Here is a 17,176-nt window from a genome sequence, read left to right as displayed (position 1 = left end):
GTCATCCCTCTTCAACGGTTTACTTCGGGGTGCGCCCCACGGGGCTGGACAGCACCGGCGACAAGCCCGGGTCGATATCGGGCGTGACGCCCGACAAGTCTTCCTTGCTGGTTTCCGGTGCAAACAAGTGGCAGAACACGCCGCCCACGATCAGCACACCGACGCACACGCCCAATGCCGCATGAACCCCCACATGTTGCACCGCAACCGGCAGCAGGAAGGTCGCCACCGCCGAGCCAAACCGGCTTGCGGCCACGGCCAGGCCGATCCCCGAGGCCCGCAGGTGGGTGGGAAACAGCTCCGGTGGATAGACGAACTCCAGGTTCACCGCGGCCGCCATCACGCAGGCAAAAAAGCCGAACGCGAGGATGGTGCCGAGCGGGCCGAAACCGGCGTAGGCCAACACGGCCAGGCCGGCAGCGCTCAGGTAGAAGGTGCCCACCAGAAACACGCGGCGAGAGATGCGGTCGATCACCAGCAAACCGAGCAGGGCGCCGACCAGCAGCAGTACGTTGTAGACCAGGCCACCGACGAACTTGTCCTGCACGTTCAACGCTTCCAGGACTTTGGGTGCGAACGTGCCCAAGGCAAAGAACGGAATCACCTGGCAGGTATAGAACACGCAGCCCACCAAGGTGTTCTTGCGCCAGCGCGGGCTCAACAGCTCGCTCCAGCTGCCGCGTGGCTTTTGCGCAGAGGCCTGGGCGGCCGGTGCGGGCAGATAGACGTGTGGCCCGAACTTGCTGCGCACCACGGCCGAGGCTTCTTCGTTGCGCCCCCGGGCCATCAGCCAGATCGGCGACTCCGGAACCCCCAGGCGCAGCGGCAAGATCAACAGCGCGGGGATGCCACTGAGGGCGAGCATCACGCGCCAGGCATCCGGGCCGATATCGCGGACCGCAAACCCAGCCAGGTACGCCGCCACGTAACCCGCCGCCCAGGCAGCCGCCAGTACACTGAGCAAGCGCCCCCGATACCGGCGGGGAGCGAACTCGGTCACCAGGGATTTGCTCACCACATAGTCAAACCCCAGCACCAGGCCCAATAACAGGCGCAGCGCCAGCAGTTGCTCGGGGGAGGTGACAAAGAACTGCGAGGCGGAAATCACCGCGAACAACAACATGTCCCAGGCAAAAATCGTGCGCCGGCCAAACTTGTCGGCGATCGGGCCGGCAAACAGGCTGCCGAGGAACAACCCGGCCAGGGACGCGGCACCCAGCAGGCCCATCCACAACGCGGTCAATTGCAGGGGCCCTGCCGCCATGCTCACGGCGATCCCGATAATGCCCAGCACGAACCCGTCACTGAACTGGCCACCCGTGCCGCTGAACACCGTCCGGATATGGAAGCGGCTCAGCGGAAGGTCTTCGAACGCTACTTGACCACTCATTCGTCTCTCCACTTGCTTTTTTATAGGTGTGGGATCCGGTGCATCAGCAGCCGGTGAGAGCGAGTCTAGGGCGACGACTTCACGAAATCAGCAGGCGTCGTGTGAGTATCAAGATAGCTGATACTTGGCGCCGTTTTTCGTGAAGGTCTGGGTTAAACCGGTGGCTCGATTGAGCAGTACGGCCTGTCGGGGAGCAGGCCGGCAAGGGCAGGAGGCTATTGGCGTGGAGGGCGGGACCAGGCCCGCCTTACAGCGGGGTCAGCACATTCATCACGGTGTCCAGCGCCACGCGTGTGTCGTCCAGCTGCACCAGGGACGCATGTCGGGCGCCGAGGGCGTCACGGTTCTTGATCGCGGTGAGGATCGCTTTGTGCCGGGGCAGGCTCAGGCCCTGGATATCCGGGCGGCGGTTGGTGATGTTGATCGACTCGCGCAGCGGCAGCGACAGCATGTTGCACATATAGGCAAGCAGGTCGTTGCGGGTGGCGTCGGCAATCGCGCGGTGGAAGTCCAGGTCGGCCTGCAACAGCGTTTCGTGGGTGTTCGCGGTTTCCATGCCCTGGTAGGCTTTTTCGATGGTGGCGATGTCGGCGTCGGTGGCGGTGGTCGCGGCCATGGCGGCGATTTCCGGTTCCAAAATCCGCCGTACACCGGCCAGGGTGTTGAAAAATTCGCTGTGGGGGGTCGACTGCATCAGCCAGGACAGCACGTCCGGGTCCAGCAAATGCCACTGGGCCCGGGGACGCACCATCGCACCGACCTTGGGCTTGGAAATCACCAGGCCCTTGGCGCTCAGCACCCGGGTGGCCTCACGCAATACCGAACGGCTGACTTTGTATTCCTCGCACAGGCTTGCCTCCATGGGCAACCGTTCTTCCGGTTTGAAGCGCCCGGAAACGATGTGCATGCCCAAGTCCTGAACGATTTGGGCGTGCATGCTCTTGCGCGGCTTGGTCGGCTGCTGGTCCATAACAGGAAGGCTACTCTGGCGAAATTGGCGGCATCATAGCATTCCTCCCGTCCCAATTAGTGGGAATGACGGGGCACTTCGGCGCCCCGGCAGCCCACCAGGAAATCGAAGTCGCAGCCCTGGTCGGCCTGCAATACGTGGTCGATATACAGCTGCCGGTAGCCGCCGACGATCAGTTGCTGTGGCGGCGCCAGGTCGGCCATGCGTGCTGCCAGTTCGGCGTCCGGGATGTCCAGGTGCAGGCGGCCGTTGGCGCAGTCGAGTTCGATCCAGTCGCCTTCCTTCACCGTGGCCAACGGCCCGCCGGCTGCCGCTTCCGGCGCCACGTGCAGCACCACAGTGCCGTAGGCGGTGCCGCTCATGCGCGCATCGGAGATGCGTACCATGTCGGTCACACCCTGGGCCAGCAGCTTGGCCGGCAAGCCCATGTTGCCCACTTCCGCCATGCCCGGGTAACCCTTGGGGCCGCAGTTTTTCATCACCAGGATCGAGTTGGCATCCACGTCCAGCTCCGGGTCGTTGATCCGCGCCTTGTACATGTCGAAGTTCTCGAACACCACCGCACGCCCGCGGTGCTGCATCAGTTCGGCGCTGGCGGCCGAAGGCTTGAGCACTGCGCCGAGAGGGGCCAGGTTGCCCCGCAGCACACAGATACCGCCGTCGGCGCGGATCGGGTTGTCGAGGGTGCGGATCACTTCGTCCTGGCCGTAGATCGGCGCCTCCCTGGTGTTTTCGCCGAGGGACTTGCCGTTGACGGTCAAGGCGTTCGGATGCGGGATCAGGTTGGCTTCACCCAGGCGACGCAGCACGGCCGGCAGGCCGCCGGCGTAGTAGAACTCTTCCATCAGGAAGCGCCCGGACGGCTGCAGGTCGACGATGGTCGGCATGCCGCGGCCCATGCGGGTCCAGTCGTCCAGGTCGAGCTCCACGCCGATGCGTCCGGCGATGGCTTTCAAGTGAATCACCGCGTTGGTCGAGCCGCCGATGGCCGCGTTGACGCGGATCGCGTTTTCAAAGGCTTCCTTGGTCAGGATCTTCGACAGCTTGAGGTCTTCGCGCACCATCTCCACCGCGCGCATGCCGGACATGTGCGCCAGCACATAACGCCGCGCATCCACCGCGGGAATTGCCGCGTTATGGGGCAGGGAAGTGCCCAGGGCTTCGGCCATGCACGCCATGGTCGAGGCGGTGCCCATGGTGTTGCAGGTGCCCGCCGAGCGCGACATGCCGCCTTCGGCCGCGAGGAAATCGTCGAGGGTGATGGTGCCGGCCTTGACCTGTTCGCTGAGCTGCCACACCACGGTGCCCGAGCCGATGTCCTGGCCCTTGTGCTTGCCGTTGAGCATCGGCCCGCCGGTGACGACGATGGCCGGCACGTCGCAACTGGCCGCGCCCATCAGCAGCGCCGGGGTGGTTTTGTCACAGCCGGTCAGCAGCACCACGCCGTCGATGGGGTTGCCGCGAATGGCTTCCTCCACGTCCATGCTGGCCAGGTTGCGGGTGAGCATCGCGGTGGGGCGCAGGTTCGATTCGCCGTTGGAGAACACCGGGAACTCCACCGGGAAACCACCGGCTTCGATCACCCCGCGTTTCACATGCTCGGCAATCTGGCGGAAGTGCGCGTTGCAGGGCGTCAGTTCCGACCAGGTGTTGCAGATCCCGATGATTGGCTTGCCATGGAACTGATGATCGGCAATCCCCTGATTTTTCATCCAGCTGCGGTACATGAAGCCGTTTTTGTCGGCAGTACCAAACCAGCTGGCGGAGCGCAGGACGGGCTTTTTCTCGGACATGATGTGTTCTCTTATTGTAAGACTATATTGATCTAATCTCGGCTTAACATAGGCGTAAAATCGCCGATTTGGAAGTGTTGTTGATTAAATAGTAATACTATATAGTCCGATTCAACGAGGCCTGGCCCTGGCGGTTTTCCGCGAGAGGCGACCCGCAACGCTCTATAAAAATAACAATCGGAGACCGCTCACATGAGCCAGGAACAGCGGCTGATACGTCGCATCACGCTCAAGTTGATTCCCTTCCTGATCCTGCTGTACCTGATTGCCTACGTGGACCGCTCGGCCGTGGGCTTCGCCAAGCTGCACATGGGCGCGGATGTCGGCATCGGTGATGCGGCGTATGGCCTGGGGGCAGGGCTGTTCTTCATTGGCTACTTCCTGTTTGAAATCCCCAGCAACCTGATGCTTGACCGTTTTGGTGCCCGGCGCTGGTTTGCGCGGATCATGGTCACCTGGGGCGCCATCACCATCGGCATGGCGTTCGTGCAGGGCCCCCACAGTTTCTACGTGATGCGCTTTCTGCTGGGCGCGGCGGAAGCCGGGTTCTTCCCGGGCGTCCTGTACTACATCACCCAATGGTTCCCGGTGCGTCACCGCGGCAAGATCCTCGGGCTGTTCATCCTCTCCCAACCCATCGCCATGATGATCACCGGGCCCGTGGCGGGTGGCTTGCTCGGCATGGACGGAGTCCTCGGCCTGCATGGCTGGCAGTGGTTGTTCATCGTCATCGGCACCCCGGCGATCCTGCTGACCTGGCCGGTGCTGCGCTACCTGCCGGACGGGCCGCAACAGGTCAAATGGATGGACCAGGCCGAGAAGGACTGGCTCACCGGCGAGCTGGCCAAAGACCTGCAAGCCTACGGCCAGACCCGGCACGGCAACCCGCTGCATGCGCTGAAGGACAAACGCGTTTTGCTGCTGGCGCTGTTCTACCTGCCGGTGACCTTGAGCATTTATGGCCTGGGCCTGTGGCTGCCGACCTTGATCAAACAGTTCGGCGGCAGCGACCTGACCACCGGCTTTGTATCGGCGGTGCCGTATATCTTCGGGATCATCGGTTTGCTGATCGTCCCGCGCAGTTCCGACCGCCTGAATGATCGCTACGGGCACCTGGCGGTGCTTTATGTATTGGGCGCCATCGGCCTGTTCTTCAGCGCCTGGCTGACCGTACCGGTGTGGCAACTGGCAGCGCTGTGCCTGGTGGCGTTCGCGCTGTTCTCTTGCACGGCGGTGTTCTGGACCTTGCCCGGGCGGTTCTTTGCCGGCGCCAGTGCGGCGGCGGGCATCGCCTTGATCAACTCGGTGGGCAACCTGGGCGGCTACATCGGCCCGTTCGTGATCGGTGCCCTCAAGGAATACACCGGCAACCTCGCGTCAGGCTTGTACTTCCTGGCGTGCGTGATGCTGTTCGGGGTGGTGTTGACCGCTGTGGTGTATCGGCTGCTGGAGCGCAAGCACGTGCTGCCGCCCGACCAGTTCGCCGCCAGCGCCCGTGGCGCCACGCGTACTTAATTGGCAATCAGGAGAACACTCATGGGTTTAGTGCAGTTTGAATTGAGCAATGGCGAACGCCGGGTGGGCGTGGTCGAGGGCGGGCAGGTGCGCGAGGTGCAATCGGCACGCTCGGTACGCGACCTGGCGCTCGCCGCCATCGAGGCCGGTGTCACCTTGCAACAGCAGGTGGAGCGCCTCGGCCTCGGGGCCAGCCACGACTATGCCGAGCTGCTGGCCGGGCAGCGCATCCTGCCGCCGCTGGATCATCCGGACCCGGCGCATATGCTGGTCAGCGGTACCGGCCTGACCCACCTGGGCAGCGCGTCGGCCCGGGACAAGATGCACCAGCAGGCCGGTGACGAGAGCGCGATGACCGACTCCATGCGCATCTTCAAATGGGGTGTGGAGGGCGGCAAACCGGCCTCGGGCCAGGCCGGTGTGCAACCGGAGTGGTTCTACAAGGGCGACGGCAGCGTGGTGGTGCGCCCGGGGCAGCCGTTCCCGGTGCCGGCGTTTGCCGAGGACGCCGGCGAAGAGCCGGAAATCGCCGGGCTGTATGTGATTGGCCACGACGGCAGGCCGTATCGCCTGGGCTACGCGGTGGGCAATGAGTTTTCCGACCACGTGATGGAGCGCAAGAATTACCTGTACCTGGCCCACTCCAAACTGCGCAGTTGCAGCTATGGTCCCGAGTTGCGCCTGGGTGAGCTGCCCCGGCACCTGGCGGGCACCAGCCGTATCCTGCGCGACGGCGAAGTGCTGTGGCAGAACGAATTCCTCAGTGGCGAAGCCAACATGTGCCACAGCCTGGAAAACCTGGAATACCACCATTTCAAATACAGCCAGTTCCTGCGCCCGGGGGACGTGCATATCCATTTCTTCGGCACCGCCACCTTGTCGTTTGCCGAGGGCATTCGGACCCAGCCCGGGGATGTATTCGAAATCAGCCAGGCTGAGTTCGGCGCGCCCTTGATCAACGGCATTGCGCGGGTCGACGGCGGCCTGGAACCCGGTCGCGTAGGCACCCTTTAAGGAGACAGGCATGACCCGGATTATCGGCCACAACTACATCGGCGGGCGGCGCAGCGCGGCCGGCAGCGTCACGCTCCAGAGCGTTGACGCCACCACCGGCGAGGCCTTGCCCTTTGATTTCTACCAGGCGACGGCGCAGGAAGTCGACGCTGCGGCCAACGCTGCGGCGGCGGCTTACCCGGCCTATCGCACCCTGAGCGCGCAGCATCGCGCGGCGTTCCTGGAAGCAATTGCCGATGAGCTGGACGCCCTGGGCGATGACTTCGTCGCCTTAGTCTGCCGCGAAACGGCGCTGCCCGCCGGGCGCATCCAGGGCGAGCGCGGCCGTACCAGCGGCCAGATGCGCCTGTTCGCCAAAGTACTGCGGCGCGGTGATTTCTACGGTGCGCGTATCGATCAGGCGCTGCCGGATCGCCAGCCCTTGCCACGCCCGGATCTGCGCCAGTACCGCATCGGTCTTGGCCCGGTGGCGGTGTTTGGGGCGAGCAACTTTCCCCTGGCGTTTTCCACGGCCGGTGGCGACACCGCCGCCGCGCTGGCCGCCGGCTGCCCGGTGGTGTTCAAGGCCCACAGCGGCCACATGGCCACCGCCGAGCGGGTGGCCGACGCGATCCTGCGGGCGGCCCACAGCACCGGCATGCCCGACGGCGTGTTCAACATGATCTACGGCGGCGGTGTGGGGGAGGCGCTGGTCAAGCACCCGGCGATCCAGGCGGTGGGGTTTACCGGCTCGCTCAAGGGCGGTCGGGCCTTGTGTGACATGGCGGCCGCCCGCCCGCAACCGATCCCGGTGTTTGCCGAGATGTCCAGCATCAACCCGGTCATCGTCCTGCCCCAGGCCCTGCAAACCCGGGCAGGCAGCGTCTCCCGTGACCTGGTGGCCTCGGTGGTCCAGGGCTGCGGCCAGTTCTGCACCAACCCGGGCCTGGTGATCGGCATTGCTTCGCCTGCATTTCGCGCCTTCACCCATCAGGTCGTGCAACTGATGGCCGGGCAACCGGCGCAAACCATGCTTAATGCCGGCACGTTGAGCAGCTATGGCAAAGGTCTGCAAACCCTTCGCGCCCACCCTGGCATCGAGCACTTGGCGGGCGAGGCGCAAGCCGGCAATCAGGCACAGCCACAGCTGTTCAAGGCGGATGCCAGCCTGCTGATCAACGGTGATGAAGTGCTGCAGGAAGAAGTGTTCGGCCCCACCACCGTTTTTGTGGCGGTAGCCGACCAGGCGCAACTGACTGCCGCGTTGCACGGCCTGCACGGCCAGCTCACGGCGACGATCATTGGCGAACCGGCGGATTTCACTGAGTTCAGCGAGTTGACGCCGCTGCTGGAGCAAAAGGTCGGGCGCATCCTGCTCAACGGCTACCCTACCGGGGTCGAAGTGTGTGATGCGATGGTCCACGGCGGGCCGTATCCGGCGACGTCCGATGCCCGTGGCACCTCGGTGGGCACCTTGGCCATCGATCGTTTCCTGCGACCTGTGTGCTTTCAAAATTACCCTGATAGCCTGCTCCCCGACGCCCTGAAGAATGCCAACCCCTTGCGCATTCAGCGTCTGGTAGATGGGCAGCCGTCTCGCGAAGCGCTGTAACGCGAGCAAGTTCATTACCACCTGAAAACAACAAGAACGCAGGAGGTTTCATGTCGTGGACCGCAGTCACACCGCACCGGGCTCGACTGGGCGAAGGCCCGTTCTGGGACGTGCCGGGCCAGGCGCTGTACTGGGTGGATATCATCGGCCGGCAGGCGTTGCGCCTGCAGGGCGGGCAACTGCACGCCTGGCAACTGCCCGAACCGGTCTCGGCGTTTATCCCGTGTGCAAGTGGCGATGCGCTGGTGACCCTGAGCAGCGGCGTGTACCGGCTCGACCTCGATTCGCCGCAGTCCGACCCACGCCTGACCTTGCTTTGCGTCGCCGACCCGCACCCGGGCAACCGGGCCAACGAAGCCCGCTGCGATGCCCGGGGCCGGCTATGGCTGGGCACCATGCAGAACAACATCGGCGCCCAGGGTGAAGACCTGCCGGTGCTGCGGCGTTCCGGCGGGCTGTTCCGGGTGGATGCCGACGGTCACGTCACACCGTTGCTGCACGGCTTGGGGATTCCCAACACCTTGCTGTGGAATGACGAAGGCACCCACGTGCATTTCGGCGACAGCCTGGACGGCACGCTGTATCGACATTCGATCACCGATGAGGGGCAGCTCGCCCCCGCACAAACCTGGTTCGGGCCTCACCCGCGCGGCGGCCCGGACGGTTCGGCCATGGACACCGAAGGCTATATCTGGAACGCCCGCTGGGATGGCAGTTGCCTGCTGCGCTTGACCCCGGGTGGCGAGGTCGACCGGGTGCTCGAGCTGCCGGTCAGCCGTCCCACCAGTTGCGTGTTCGCAGGCCCGGACCTCAAGACCTTGTACATCACCAGCGCCGCCAGCCCGCTGAATCACCCGCTGGATGGTGCGGTACTGGCCATCGAGGTCGATGTACCGGGGAAAATCTGCCACCGGTTCGCCGGATAACCCACAGGCTTCACCGCTGTTCAACCCACTCAAAAACAACAACAAGGAGTCACCCTATGAATCGTCGTCGTGGTATCCGTTCCCTGTGCTGCGCCGCTGTGGCGGCGTCTGCGTTCAGCCTCAGCGGCCTGTTGCTGGCGGCTGAGCCTGTGAAAATCGGCTTTCTGGTCAAGCAGGCCGAAGAACCGTGGTTCCAGACCGAATGGGCCTTCGCCGAAAAGGCCGGCAAGGACAAGGGCTTTGAAGTGATCAAGATCGCCGTGCCCGACGGCGAGAAAACCCTCTCGGCCATCGACAGCCTGGCCGCCAACGGCGCCAAGGGCTTTGTGATTTGCCCGCCGGACGTGTCCCTGGGCCCGGCCATCATGGCCAAGGCCAAGGCCAACGGCTTGAAAGTGATCGCCGTGGATGACCGCTTTGTGGATGCCAAGGGCAACTTCATGGAAGACGTGCCTTACCTGGGCATGGCCGCCTTTGAAGTGGGCGAGAAGCAGGGCAGCGCCATGGCCACCGAGGCGAAAAAACGCGGCTGGGACTGGAAGGACACCTACGCGGTGATCAACACCTACAACGAACTCGACACCGGCAAGAAGCGCACCGACGGTTCGGTCAAATCCCTGAAAGCCGCCGGCATTCCAGACGACCACATCCTGTATGCGGCCCTCAAGACCCTCGACGTGCCTGGCAGCATGGACGCCACCAACTCGGCATTGGTGAAACTGCCCGGCGGCGCGAAAAACCTGATCATCGGCGGCATGAATGACAACACCGTGCTCGGCGGCGTGCGCGCCACCGAAAGCGCCGGCTTTGCCGCGGCCAATGTCATCGGTATCGGCATCAACGGCACCGACGCCATCGGCGAGTTGAAGAAAGCCAACAGCGGCTTCTTCGGTTCCATGCTGCCCAGCCCGCACATCGAGGGCTACAACACCGCGAGCATGATGTTCGAGTGGATCACCACCGGTAAGGAACCACCGAAGTACACCGCGATGGACGAGGTCACGCTGATCACCCGCGAGAACTTCAAGCAGGAGCTGGAAAAGATCGGTCTGTGGAACTGACGACCGCTGACGTTCCCCGGCGGCCCTGGTGGCGGGGCTGCCTGACCTGTGTGACGAGGTGGTTATGCACGCGCAACTGAAACAACCCGAGAGCGCCGGCGCCAGCCTGTGCTTCAACGGTATCGGCAAGACGTTTCCCGGGGTCAAGGCGCTGGACGGCATCAGCTTCAGCGCCCACCCCGGGCAGGTCCACGCCTTGATGGGCGAGAACGGCGCCGGCAAATCCACGCTGCTGAAAATCCTCGGCGGCGCCTACCAGCCCAGCAGCGGCAGCCTGCAGATCGGCGCGCACACCCTGGCCTTCAAGTGCGCGGCCGACAGCATCGCCAGCGGCGTCGCGGTGATCCACCAGGAGTTGCACCTGGTGCCGGAAATGAGCGTGGCCGAAAACCTGTTCCTCGGGCACCTGCCGGCCAGCTTTGGCTTGATCAACCGCAGTGCGTTGCGCCAGCAGGCATTGGCGTGTCTCAAGGGCCTGGCGGATGAAATCGACCCCGAGGAAAAAGTCGGGCGGCTGTCCCTGGGCCAGCGCCAGTTGGTGGAAATCGCCAAGGCGTTGTCCCGTGGCGCCCATGTGATTGCTTTCGACGAACCCACCAGCAGCCTGTCGGCGCGGGAGATCGACCGGCTGATGGCAATCATCGGTCGCCTGCGGGACGAGGGCAAAGTGGTGCTTTACGTGTCCCATCGCATGGAAGAGGTGTTCCGCCTCTGCAACGCGGTGACCGTGTTCAAGGACGGGCGCTACGTGCGCACCTTCGAGGACATGAGCAGCCTGACCCACGATCAACTGGTGACTTGCATGGTCGGTCGCGACATCCAGGACATCTACGACTACCGCCCACGTGCGCGCGGTGCGGTGGCGCTCAAGGTCAACGGCGTGCTGGGCCACGGCTTGCGTGAACCGGTGAGTTTCGAGGTTCACCAGGGCGAGATTCTCGGCCTGTTCGGGCTGGTGGGCGCCGGGCGTACCGAGATGCTGCGGCTGCTGGGCGGCCTTGCGCGCACCACCGCCGGCAGCCTCGATTTATGCGGTGAAGCCTTGCGCCTGCGCTCACCCCGCGACGCGATCGACGCCGGCATCCTGCTGTGCCCCGAGGACCGCAAGAAGGAGGGCATCGTGCCGCTGTCCAGCGTTGCCGAGAACATCAATATCAGCGCGCGCAGTGCCCATTCGCGGTTTGGCTGGTTATTGCGCGGCCGTTGGGAGAAGGACAACGCCGCCCGGCAGATCCAGGCGCTGAAGGTCAAGACGCCCACGGCCGCGCAGAAAATCATGTACCTGTCCGGTGGCAATCAACAGAAGGCCATTCTCGGGCGCTGGCTGTCGATGCCGATGAAAGTCCTGCTGCTGGACGAGCCCACCCGGGGCATCGACATCGGCGCGAAGGCCGAGATCTACCAGATCATCCATGACCTGGCGGCCCGCGGGATTGCGGTGATCGTGGTGTCCAGCGACCTGATGGAAGTGATGGGAATTTCCGACCGAATCCTGGTGCTGTGTGAAGGCGCGATGCGCGGCGAGATGAGCCGCGAACACGCCAATGAATCCAACCTGCTGCAAATGGCCCTGCCGCGCCAACGCGCCGGGAACTGACGAGGTGACTATGACAAGCCAAAACACGGCGCTGCCCACGGCGCGCAAGCCCCTGGACCTGCGCAGCCTGCTGGACAACTGGGCGATGCTGCTGGCAGCGGTGGGGATCTTCGTGCTCTGCACCTTGCTGATCGACAACTTCCTCTCGCCCCTCAATATGCGTGGCCTGGGGCTGGCGATCTCCACCACCGGGATTGCCGCGTGCACCATGCTGTATTGCCTGGCGTCCGGGCATTTCGACCTGTCGGTAGGCTCGGTGATTGCCTGCGCCGGGGTGGTGGCAGCGATCGTGATGCGCGACACCGACAGCGTGTTCCTGGGCATCGGTGCGGCGCTGCTGATGGGCCTGGTGGTGGGATTGATCAACGGCATCGTGATCGCCAAGCTGCGGGTGAATGCGCTGATCACCACGCTGGCGACCATGCAGATCGTGCGCGGCTTGGCCTATATCTTTGCCAACGGCAAGGCGGTGGGCGTGTCCCAGGATTCGTTCTTTGTCTTCGGCAATGGCCAATTGTTGGGTGTGCCGGTGCCGATCCTGATCACCATCGTGTGCTTCCTGTTCTTCGGCTGGCTGCTCAACTACACCACTTACGGGCGCAACACCATGGCCATCGGCGGCAACCCGGAGGCGGCGTTGCTGGCGGGGGTGAACGTGGATCGCACCAAGATCATCATCTTCGCCGTGCACGGGGTGATTGGCGCCCTGGCCGGCGTGATCCTGGCTTCGCGCATGACCTCCGGCCAGCCGATGATTGGCCAGGGTTTTGAACTCACGGTGATTTCGGCCTGTGTGCTGGGCGGGGTCTCGTTGAGCGGCGGGATAGGCATGATTCGCCACGTGATTGCCGGGGTGCTGATCCTGGCGATCATCGAGAATGCGATGAACCTGAAGAACATCGATACCTTCTACCAGTACGTGATCCGGGGTTCGATCCTGCTGCTGGCGGTGGTGATTGATCGCATGAAGCAACGTTGAACCTGGTGAGAGCTGTCGAGCTTCAGCTCGACAGCTCTCACCCGTTTAGTTGGCAGAGAATTTCAGCACGGTGTTCTGGGTGTAGGTCTGGCCAGGGTCGAGGCGGGTGGACGGGAAATTCGGCTGGTTGGGAGCGTCGGGAAAGTGTTGGGTTTCCAGGGTAAACGCGCTCCAGTGGGCGTAGGGTTTGCCACCCTTGCCCTTGATCGAACCGTCGAGGAAGTTGCTGGTATAGAACTGCACGCCGGGCTCGCTGGTATATAGCTGCAAGCGGCGCCCGGACTGCGGGTCGTGCACCTCGGCGGCCAGTTTGCCGAGGTCACCCTGGGTGTCCAGCACCCAGTTGAAGTCAAAGCCACCTTGTTTCGGCTCGGCGTATTTCAGCTGGGGATGATCGTCCTTGATGTGCTGGCCGATGGCGGTAGGTTTGAGAAAGTCCATCGGCGTGCCGGCCACCGGGGCCAGTTCGCCGGTGGGAATCAAGGTGCTGTTGACCGGGGTGTAATGGCTGGCATGCAGGGTGGCCAGTTGCTTGAGCACGTCACCGTTACCGGCGCCGGCGAGGTTGAAGTAACTGTGGTTGGTGAGGTTCAGCACCGTGGGTTTATCGGTGCTGGCCTTGTAGTCGATGTGCAACTCGTTGTTGTCGTTGAGGCTATAGGTGACATCGACTTTCAGGTTGCCGGGAAAACCCATCTCGCCGTCCTTCGACAGGTAGCTGAGGGTCACGCCCACCGAGTCATCCTGCTTGACCGGCTGGGCTTTCCAAACGTGCTTGTCGAAGCCCTGCGGGCCACCGTGCAACGAGTTTGGCCCGTCGTTGAGGGGCACCTGGAAGCGTTTGCCGTCCAGTTCGAACGCGCCTTTGGCCAGGCGATTGCCAAAACGGCCGATGGTCGCGCCAAAGAACGCAGTGCCGGCCTGATAGCCCTGGACGTTATCGAAGCCCAGTACCACATCGGCGAACTGGCCGTGTTTGTCCGGTACCTTGAGCGACTGCAGCACAGCGCCGTAGGTGATGACCGTGGCTTGCATGCCATGGCTGTTACGCAACACGTACTGCTCGACGGCGGTGCCGTCGTTGGTCTTGCCGAAGGGTTTGTGTTCGCTGGACAAGCCAGCGGCATGAGCGCCAAGGCTGGCCATCGCCAGGGAGAGGCCAAGGCTGGTAAGCAGGAATCGGGATTGCCGCATGACTGAGCTACCTTTATTGTTGTTAATTAAATAGTTCGACTATTTATCGTATTTCGATCAAGTGCCGTGCTGATATATAGACAAAATCGCAAAATTTGCAATATAAAATAAGACTAAATAGAGCGGAGTGACCGTCACATGCACACTGAAAAACAGCCTGTCGCCCAAGCCACGTACCCGGACCTGCGGGATAAGACGGTGTTGATTTCCGGAGGGGCTTCCGGGATTGGCGAATCCATGGTGCGAGCCTTTGCACGCCAGGGTGCCAGGGTGGCGTTCGTGGACCGGGCGCAAGGGCAGGGTGACCGGTTGGCGGCGGTACTGTCGGCCGAGGGGCATAGCGTCGAGTTCGCCCATTGCGACATCACCGACGAGATCGCCTACAAGGCCGCGATCGGGCGCCTTGCGCAAACCCTGGGGCCGATCAACGTGCTGGTGAACAACGCCGCCAATGACGTTCGGCACACTCTGGATCAAATCGACTCAGAGCTGTTCGACCAACTGATTTCAGTCAACCTGAAGCACGCCTTTTTTGCCGCCCGGGCCGTGGTACCGATGATGAAGGCGGCGGGGCACGGCTCGATCATCAACCTGGGGTCCGTCGGCTGGATGATGGCCTCCAGCGGCTACCCGGTGTACGCCGCCAGCAAAGCTGCGGCCCACGGCATGACCCGCGCCCTGGCACGAGAGCTGGGGCCCAGCCGGATCCGGGTCAACACGCTGGTGCCGGGTTGGGTAATGACCGAAAAACAACTGGCGCTGTGGGTGGACGACGCGGCCCGGGAACTGATCAGCCGCAGCCAGTGCCTGCCGGGCAGTGTGCAGCCGGAACATATCGCCAACATGGCGCTGTTTCTGGCGTCGGATGTGTCGGCGATGTGCTCGGCGCAGAATTTTATTGTGGATGGGGGTTGGGTCTGAAACGTCTCTGCCAAACGTGATCTCTAAGTTTCTCAAACGTCATCAACCATTTATTTTGGGCGTGATACGCTAGCGTTACTTTTGAATTGGCACTGGTCGTTCCCGCGTACACGGCGACAGTGAGGAGTGAACATGTCGAAAATTTCCCACCACGATCTACGGCGCTCGTTTCGCGAGTTGCTCGCCTCCCAACACTGCTTTCATACCGCTTCGGTGTTTGACCCGATGTCGGCCAGGATCGCTGCAGACCTGGGCTTTGAAGTCGGTATCCTGGGCGGTTCGGTGGCGTCGCTGCAGGTCCTGGCTGCACCGGACTTCGCGCTGATTACCCTGAGTGAATTCGTCGAGCAGGCCACCCGGATCGGCCGGGTTGCACAACTGCCGGTAATCGCCGACGCCGATCACGGCTACGGCAATGCGCTGAACGTGATGCGCACCGTGCAGGAGCTGGAGCGTGCGGGCGTTTCGGCGCTGACGATTGAAGATACCTTGCTGCCTGCGCAGTTCGGGCGTAAATCCACCGACCTCATCAGCACCGAAGAGGGCGTGGGCAAGGTCAAGGCGGCGCTGGAGGCGCGGGTTGATCCGCAGCTTTCGATCATCGCCCGGACCAACGCCGCCGTGCTGCCGGTGGACGACGTTATCCATCGCACCAAGGCGTACCAAGAGGCGGGTGCAGACGGCATCTGCATGGTGGGTATCCGTGACTTCGACCACCTTGAACAGATCGCCGAAGGCCTGACGGTGCCGCTGATGCTGGTGACCTACGCCAACCCGAACCTCAATGACAATGAACGCCTGGCCAAACTGGGCGTGCGGATTGTGGTGGCCGGCCACGGCGCCTACTTCGCCTCGATCAAGGCCACCTACGACAGCCTTCGCGAACAGCGCAACCTCACCCGCAGCACGTCAAACCTGACGGCCAGCGAGTTAACCCATACCTACACCTTCCCCGATACCTACGTGAACTGGGCCAAAGAGTTCATGGACGTTCAAGAGTAAAACCCTGTAGGAGCGAGCTTGCTCGCGAAAAACTCGAGGACACCGCGTGCATTCAGGATGCCAGCGTTATCGTTGACGTTTTTCGCGAGCAAGCTCGCTCCTACAGAGGCTCTAAGCTAATTCCATAAAATTATTTATTTTATTTTTTATAGATCAATATCATCTAACTGAGTTGACCCTTGAAGAGCCGGGAACCGCGCTGCTCAAGTCTTATCCGCTCAGGAATCTATAAAAATGAAAACGCTGAAACTGGCCCGGAATCTCTTCTCGGCCGTGGGCCTCGCTGTCCTTTCCCTAAGTGCTCAATCCGCTGACCTGACCTTCGGCTACATCAACGGCATCGACCCGATCAAGCGCGCGATTGCCGATGGCGAATATGAAAAGGGCATTGGCCAGAAAATCGATTGGCGCGCATTCGATGCGGGCCCGGCCGTGTTGGCGGCGATGGCGTCCGGCGATGTACAGATCGGCAACCTGGGTTCCAGCCCGCTGGCCGCAGCGGCTTCGCGCAACATGCCGTTGGTGGCATTCATTGTCAGCGCCCAGATCCGCAGTTCCGAGGCACTGGTGGTGCGCGACGGCAGCGGGATCAAGACTCCTGACGACCTGATCGGCAAAACCATCGCCGTGCCGTTTGTCTCAACCTCCCATTACAGCCTGCTGGGTGCGCTGAAGCACTGGAACCTGGACCCGCGCAAGGTCAACATCGTCAACCTGACACCGGCGCAAATCACCGCCGCGTGGGCCCGTGGCGATATCGACGGGGCGTTTACCTGGTCGCCTGCCCTGGGAGAAATCCGCAAGACCGGCAAGATCCTCACCGACGCTGGCGAGGTTTCAAACTGGGGCGCGCCGACCTTTGAAGTGTGGGTCGCCCGCAAGGATTTCGCCGAAAAGAACCCCAAGATCGTGGCCGACTTTGCCAAGGTCAGCCTGGCAGCCATTGCCGATTATGCGGCGCATAAAAAAGACTGGACTGCCGACTCTGCCCCTGTGAAGAGCATCGCCCGGCTCACCGGGGCTAACGCTGCGGATATTCCCGAGTTGCTGGAAGGCTCTTCGTTCCCGACAGCCGCCGAACAGAAAAGCGCGCAATACCTCGCCGGCGGTACGGCCAAGGAAATCGCCAAGACCGCCGAGTTTCTGAAGGAACAGGGGAAAATCGAAAAGGTGCTGCCGGACTATTCAGCCTTTGTCAGCGACAAGTTCATCGGAGAGTAATC

General features: G+C 62.7%; 14 protein-coding genes. 10 read left to right on the top strand and 4 right to left on the bottom strand.

Translation table 11 applies throughout. The features are described 5' to 3' along the window. Positions 1–19: 19 nt before the first annotated feature. The 3 genes from M2400_RS26130 to M2400_RS26120 form a co-directional block, all read right to left on the bottom strand. Complete coding sequence (locus M2400_RS26130) at positions 20–1,390, bottom strand: MFS transporter (protein ID WP_259198967.1); 1,371 nt, start codon at positions 1,388–1,390, stop codon at positions 20–22. Between the two features lie 247 nt (positions 1,391–1,637). Continuing rightward, positions 1,638–2,360 (bottom strand): FadR/GntR family transcriptional regulator, encoded by a 723-nt coding sequence (locus M2400_RS26125; RefSeq protein WP_259198966.1) that lies wholly within the window; start codon positions 2,358–2,360, stop codon positions 1,638–1,640. Positions 2,361–2,416: 56 nt separating this feature from the next. Then, positions 2,417–4,153: an IlvD/Edd family dehydratase gene (locus tag M2400_RS26120; RefSeq protein ID WP_010173667.1), complete on the bottom strand. Its 1,737-nt coding sequence runs from the start codon at positions 4,151–4,153 to the stop codon at positions 2,417–2,419. Positions 4,154–4,345: 192 nt separating this feature from the next. On the opposite strand from M2400_RS26120, the gene M2400_RS26115 reads away from it, so the two are divergent. The 7 genes from M2400_RS26115 to araH all read left to right on the top strand — a co-directional run bounded on the left by M2400_RS26115 (position 4,346) and on the right by araH (position 12,836). Beyond that, positions 4,346–5,668, top strand: coding sequence for an MFS transporter (locus M2400_RS26115; protein WP_177079413.1), 1,323 nt, complete (start codon positions 4,346–4,348; stop codon positions 5,666–5,668). A 21-nt stretch (positions 5,669–5,689) separates the two neighbouring features. After that, positions 5,690–6,682: an AraD1 family protein gene (araD1, locus tag M2400_RS26110; RefSeq protein ID WP_259198965.1), complete on the top strand. Its 993-nt coding sequence runs from the start codon at positions 5,690–5,692 to the stop codon at positions 6,680–6,682. Positions 6,683–6,692: 10 nt separating this feature from the next. Further along, the gene (locus M2400_RS26105; RefSeq protein WP_259198964.1) at positions 6,693–8,273 is read left to right on the top strand and encodes an aldehyde dehydrogenase (NADP(+)); all 1,581 of its coding nucleotides are present in this window, start codon (positions 6,693–6,695) and stop codon (positions 8,271–8,273) included. Between the two features lie 50 nt (positions 8,274–8,323). Next, complete coding sequence (locus M2400_RS26100) at positions 8,324–9,199, top strand: SMP-30/gluconolactonase/LRE family protein (RefSeq protein WP_259198963.1); 876 nt, start codon at positions 8,324–8,326, stop codon at positions 9,197–9,199. 56 nt (positions 9,200–9,255) lie between these two features. Further along, the gene (locus M2400_RS26095) at positions 9,256–10,260 is read left to right on the top strand and encodes a substrate-binding domain-containing protein (RefSeq protein WP_177046567.1); all 1,005 of its coding nucleotides are present in this window, start codon (positions 9,256–9,258) and stop codon (positions 10,258–10,260) included. Between the two features lie 64 nt (positions 10,261–10,324). Continuing rightward, the gene (araG, locus tag M2400_RS26090; RefSeq protein ID WP_259198962.1) at positions 10,325–11,857 is read left to right on the top strand and encodes an L-arabinose ABC transporter ATP-binding protein AraG; all 1,533 of its coding nucleotides are present in this window, start codon (positions 10,325–10,327) and stop codon (positions 11,855–11,857) included. Positions 11,858–11,867: 10 nt separating this feature from the next. Further along, on the top strand, positions 11,868–12,836 hold the full coding sequence (araH, locus tag M2400_RS26085; RefSeq protein WP_177046563.1) for an L-arabinose ABC transporter permease AraH: 969 nt from the start codon (positions 11,868–11,870) through the stop codon (positions 12,834–12,836). Positions 12,837–12,881: 45 nt separating this feature from the next. Here araH and M2400_RS26080 read toward each other — a convergent pair whose 3' ends face one another. Continuing rightward, on the bottom strand, positions 12,882–14,030 hold the full coding sequence (locus tag M2400_RS26080) for an aldose epimerase family protein (RefSeq protein WP_177079409.1): 1,149 nt from the start codon (positions 14,028–14,030) through the stop codon (positions 12,882–12,884). A 138-nt stretch (positions 14,031–14,168) separates the two neighbouring features. Here M2400_RS26080 and M2400_RS26075 point away from each other — a divergent pair, with 138 nt between their 5' ends. From M2400_RS26075 to tauA, 3 genes are all read left to right on the top strand, one after another. Next, positions 14,169–14,951, top strand: a complete 783-nt coding sequence (locus M2400_RS26075) for an SDR family NAD(P)-dependent oxidoreductase (protein WP_177115559.1) — start codon at positions 14,169–14,171, stop codon at positions 14,949–14,951. A gap of 132 nt (positions 14,952–15,083) precedes the next feature. Then, positions 15,084–15,953, top strand: coding sequence for an oxaloacetate decarboxylase (locus M2400_RS26070; protein WP_177046556.1), 870 nt, complete (start codon positions 15,084–15,086; stop codon positions 15,951–15,953). 234 nt (positions 15,954–16,187) lie between these two features. Then, positions 16,188–17,174, top strand: a complete 987-nt coding sequence (gene tauA / locus M2400_RS26065) for a taurine ABC transporter substrate-binding protein (RefSeq protein ID WP_177046554.1) — start codon at positions 16,188–16,190, stop codon at positions 17,172–17,174. Positions 17,175–17,176 lie beyond the last annotated feature (2 nt).

The sequence above is a fragment of the Pseudomonas sp. BIGb0558 genome, assembly GCF_024807515.1.
In the GTDB taxonomy this organism is placed as follows: domain Bacteria; phylum Pseudomonadota; class Gammaproteobacteria; order Pseudomonadales; family Pseudomonadaceae; genus Aquipseudomonas; species Aquipseudomonas yamanorum_A.
The sequence above is the reverse complement of the archived record's forward strand: the minus strand, read 5'-3'. Positions and strand labels throughout refer to the sequence as shown.

What these genes read in the sequence shown, in the direction of transcription:
- M2400_RS26130 (WP_259198967.1), bottom strand. Translation starts at nt 1,390, where the DNA reads ATGAGTGGTCAAGTAGCGTTCGAAGACCTTCCGCTGAGCCGCTTCCAT.
- M2400_RS26125 (WP_259198966.1), bottom strand. Translation starts at nt 2,360, where the DNA reads ATGGACCAGCAGCCGACCAAGCCGCGCAAGAGCATGCACGCCCAAATC.
- M2400_RS26120 (WP_010173667.1), bottom strand. Translation starts at nt 4,153, where the DNA reads ATGTCCGAGAAAAAGCCCGTCCTGCGCTCCGCCAGCTGGTTTGGTACT.
- M2400_RS26115 (WP_177079413.1), top strand. Translation starts at nt 4,346, where the DNA reads ATGAGCCAGGAACAGCGGCTGATACGTCGCATCACGCTCAAGTTGATT.
- araD1 (WP_259198965.1), top strand. Translation starts at nt 5,690, where the DNA reads ATGGGTTTAGTGCAGTTTGAATTGAGCAATGGCGAACGCCGGGTGGGC.
- M2400_RS26105 (WP_259198964.1), top strand. Translation starts at nt 6,693, where the DNA reads ATGACCCGGATTATCGGCCACAACTACATCGGCGGGCGGCGCAGCGCG.
- M2400_RS26100 (WP_259198963.1), top strand. Translation starts at nt 8,324, where the DNA reads ATGTCGTGGACCGCAGTCACACCGCACCGGGCTCGACTGGGCGAAGGC.
- M2400_RS26095 (WP_177046567.1), top strand. Translation starts at nt 9,256, where the DNA reads ATGAATCGTCGTCGTGGTATCCGTTCCCTGTGCTGCGCCGCTGTGGCG.
- araG (WP_259198962.1), top strand. Translation starts at nt 10,325, where the DNA reads ATGCACGCGCAACTGAAACAACCCGAGAGCGCCGGCGCCAGCCTGTGC.
- araH (WP_177046563.1), top strand. Translation starts at nt 11,868, where the DNA reads ATGACAAGCCAAAACACGGCGCTGCCCACGGCGCGCAAGCCCCTGGAC.
- M2400_RS26080 (WP_177079409.1), bottom strand. Translation starts at nt 14,030, where the DNA reads ATGCGGCAATCCCGATTCCTGCTTACCAGCCTTGGCCTCTCCCTGGCG.
- M2400_RS26075 (WP_177115559.1), top strand. Translation starts at nt 14,169, where the DNA reads ATGCACACTGAAAAACAGCCTGTCGCCCAAGCCACGTACCCGGACCTG.
- M2400_RS26070 (WP_177046556.1), top strand. Translation starts at nt 15,084, where the DNA reads ATGTCGAAAATTTCCCACCACGATCTACGGCGCTCGTTTCGCGAGTTG.
- tauA (WP_177046554.1), top strand. Translation starts at nt 16,188, where the DNA reads ATGAAAACGCTGAAACTGGCCCGGAATCTCTTCTCGGCCGTGGGCCTC.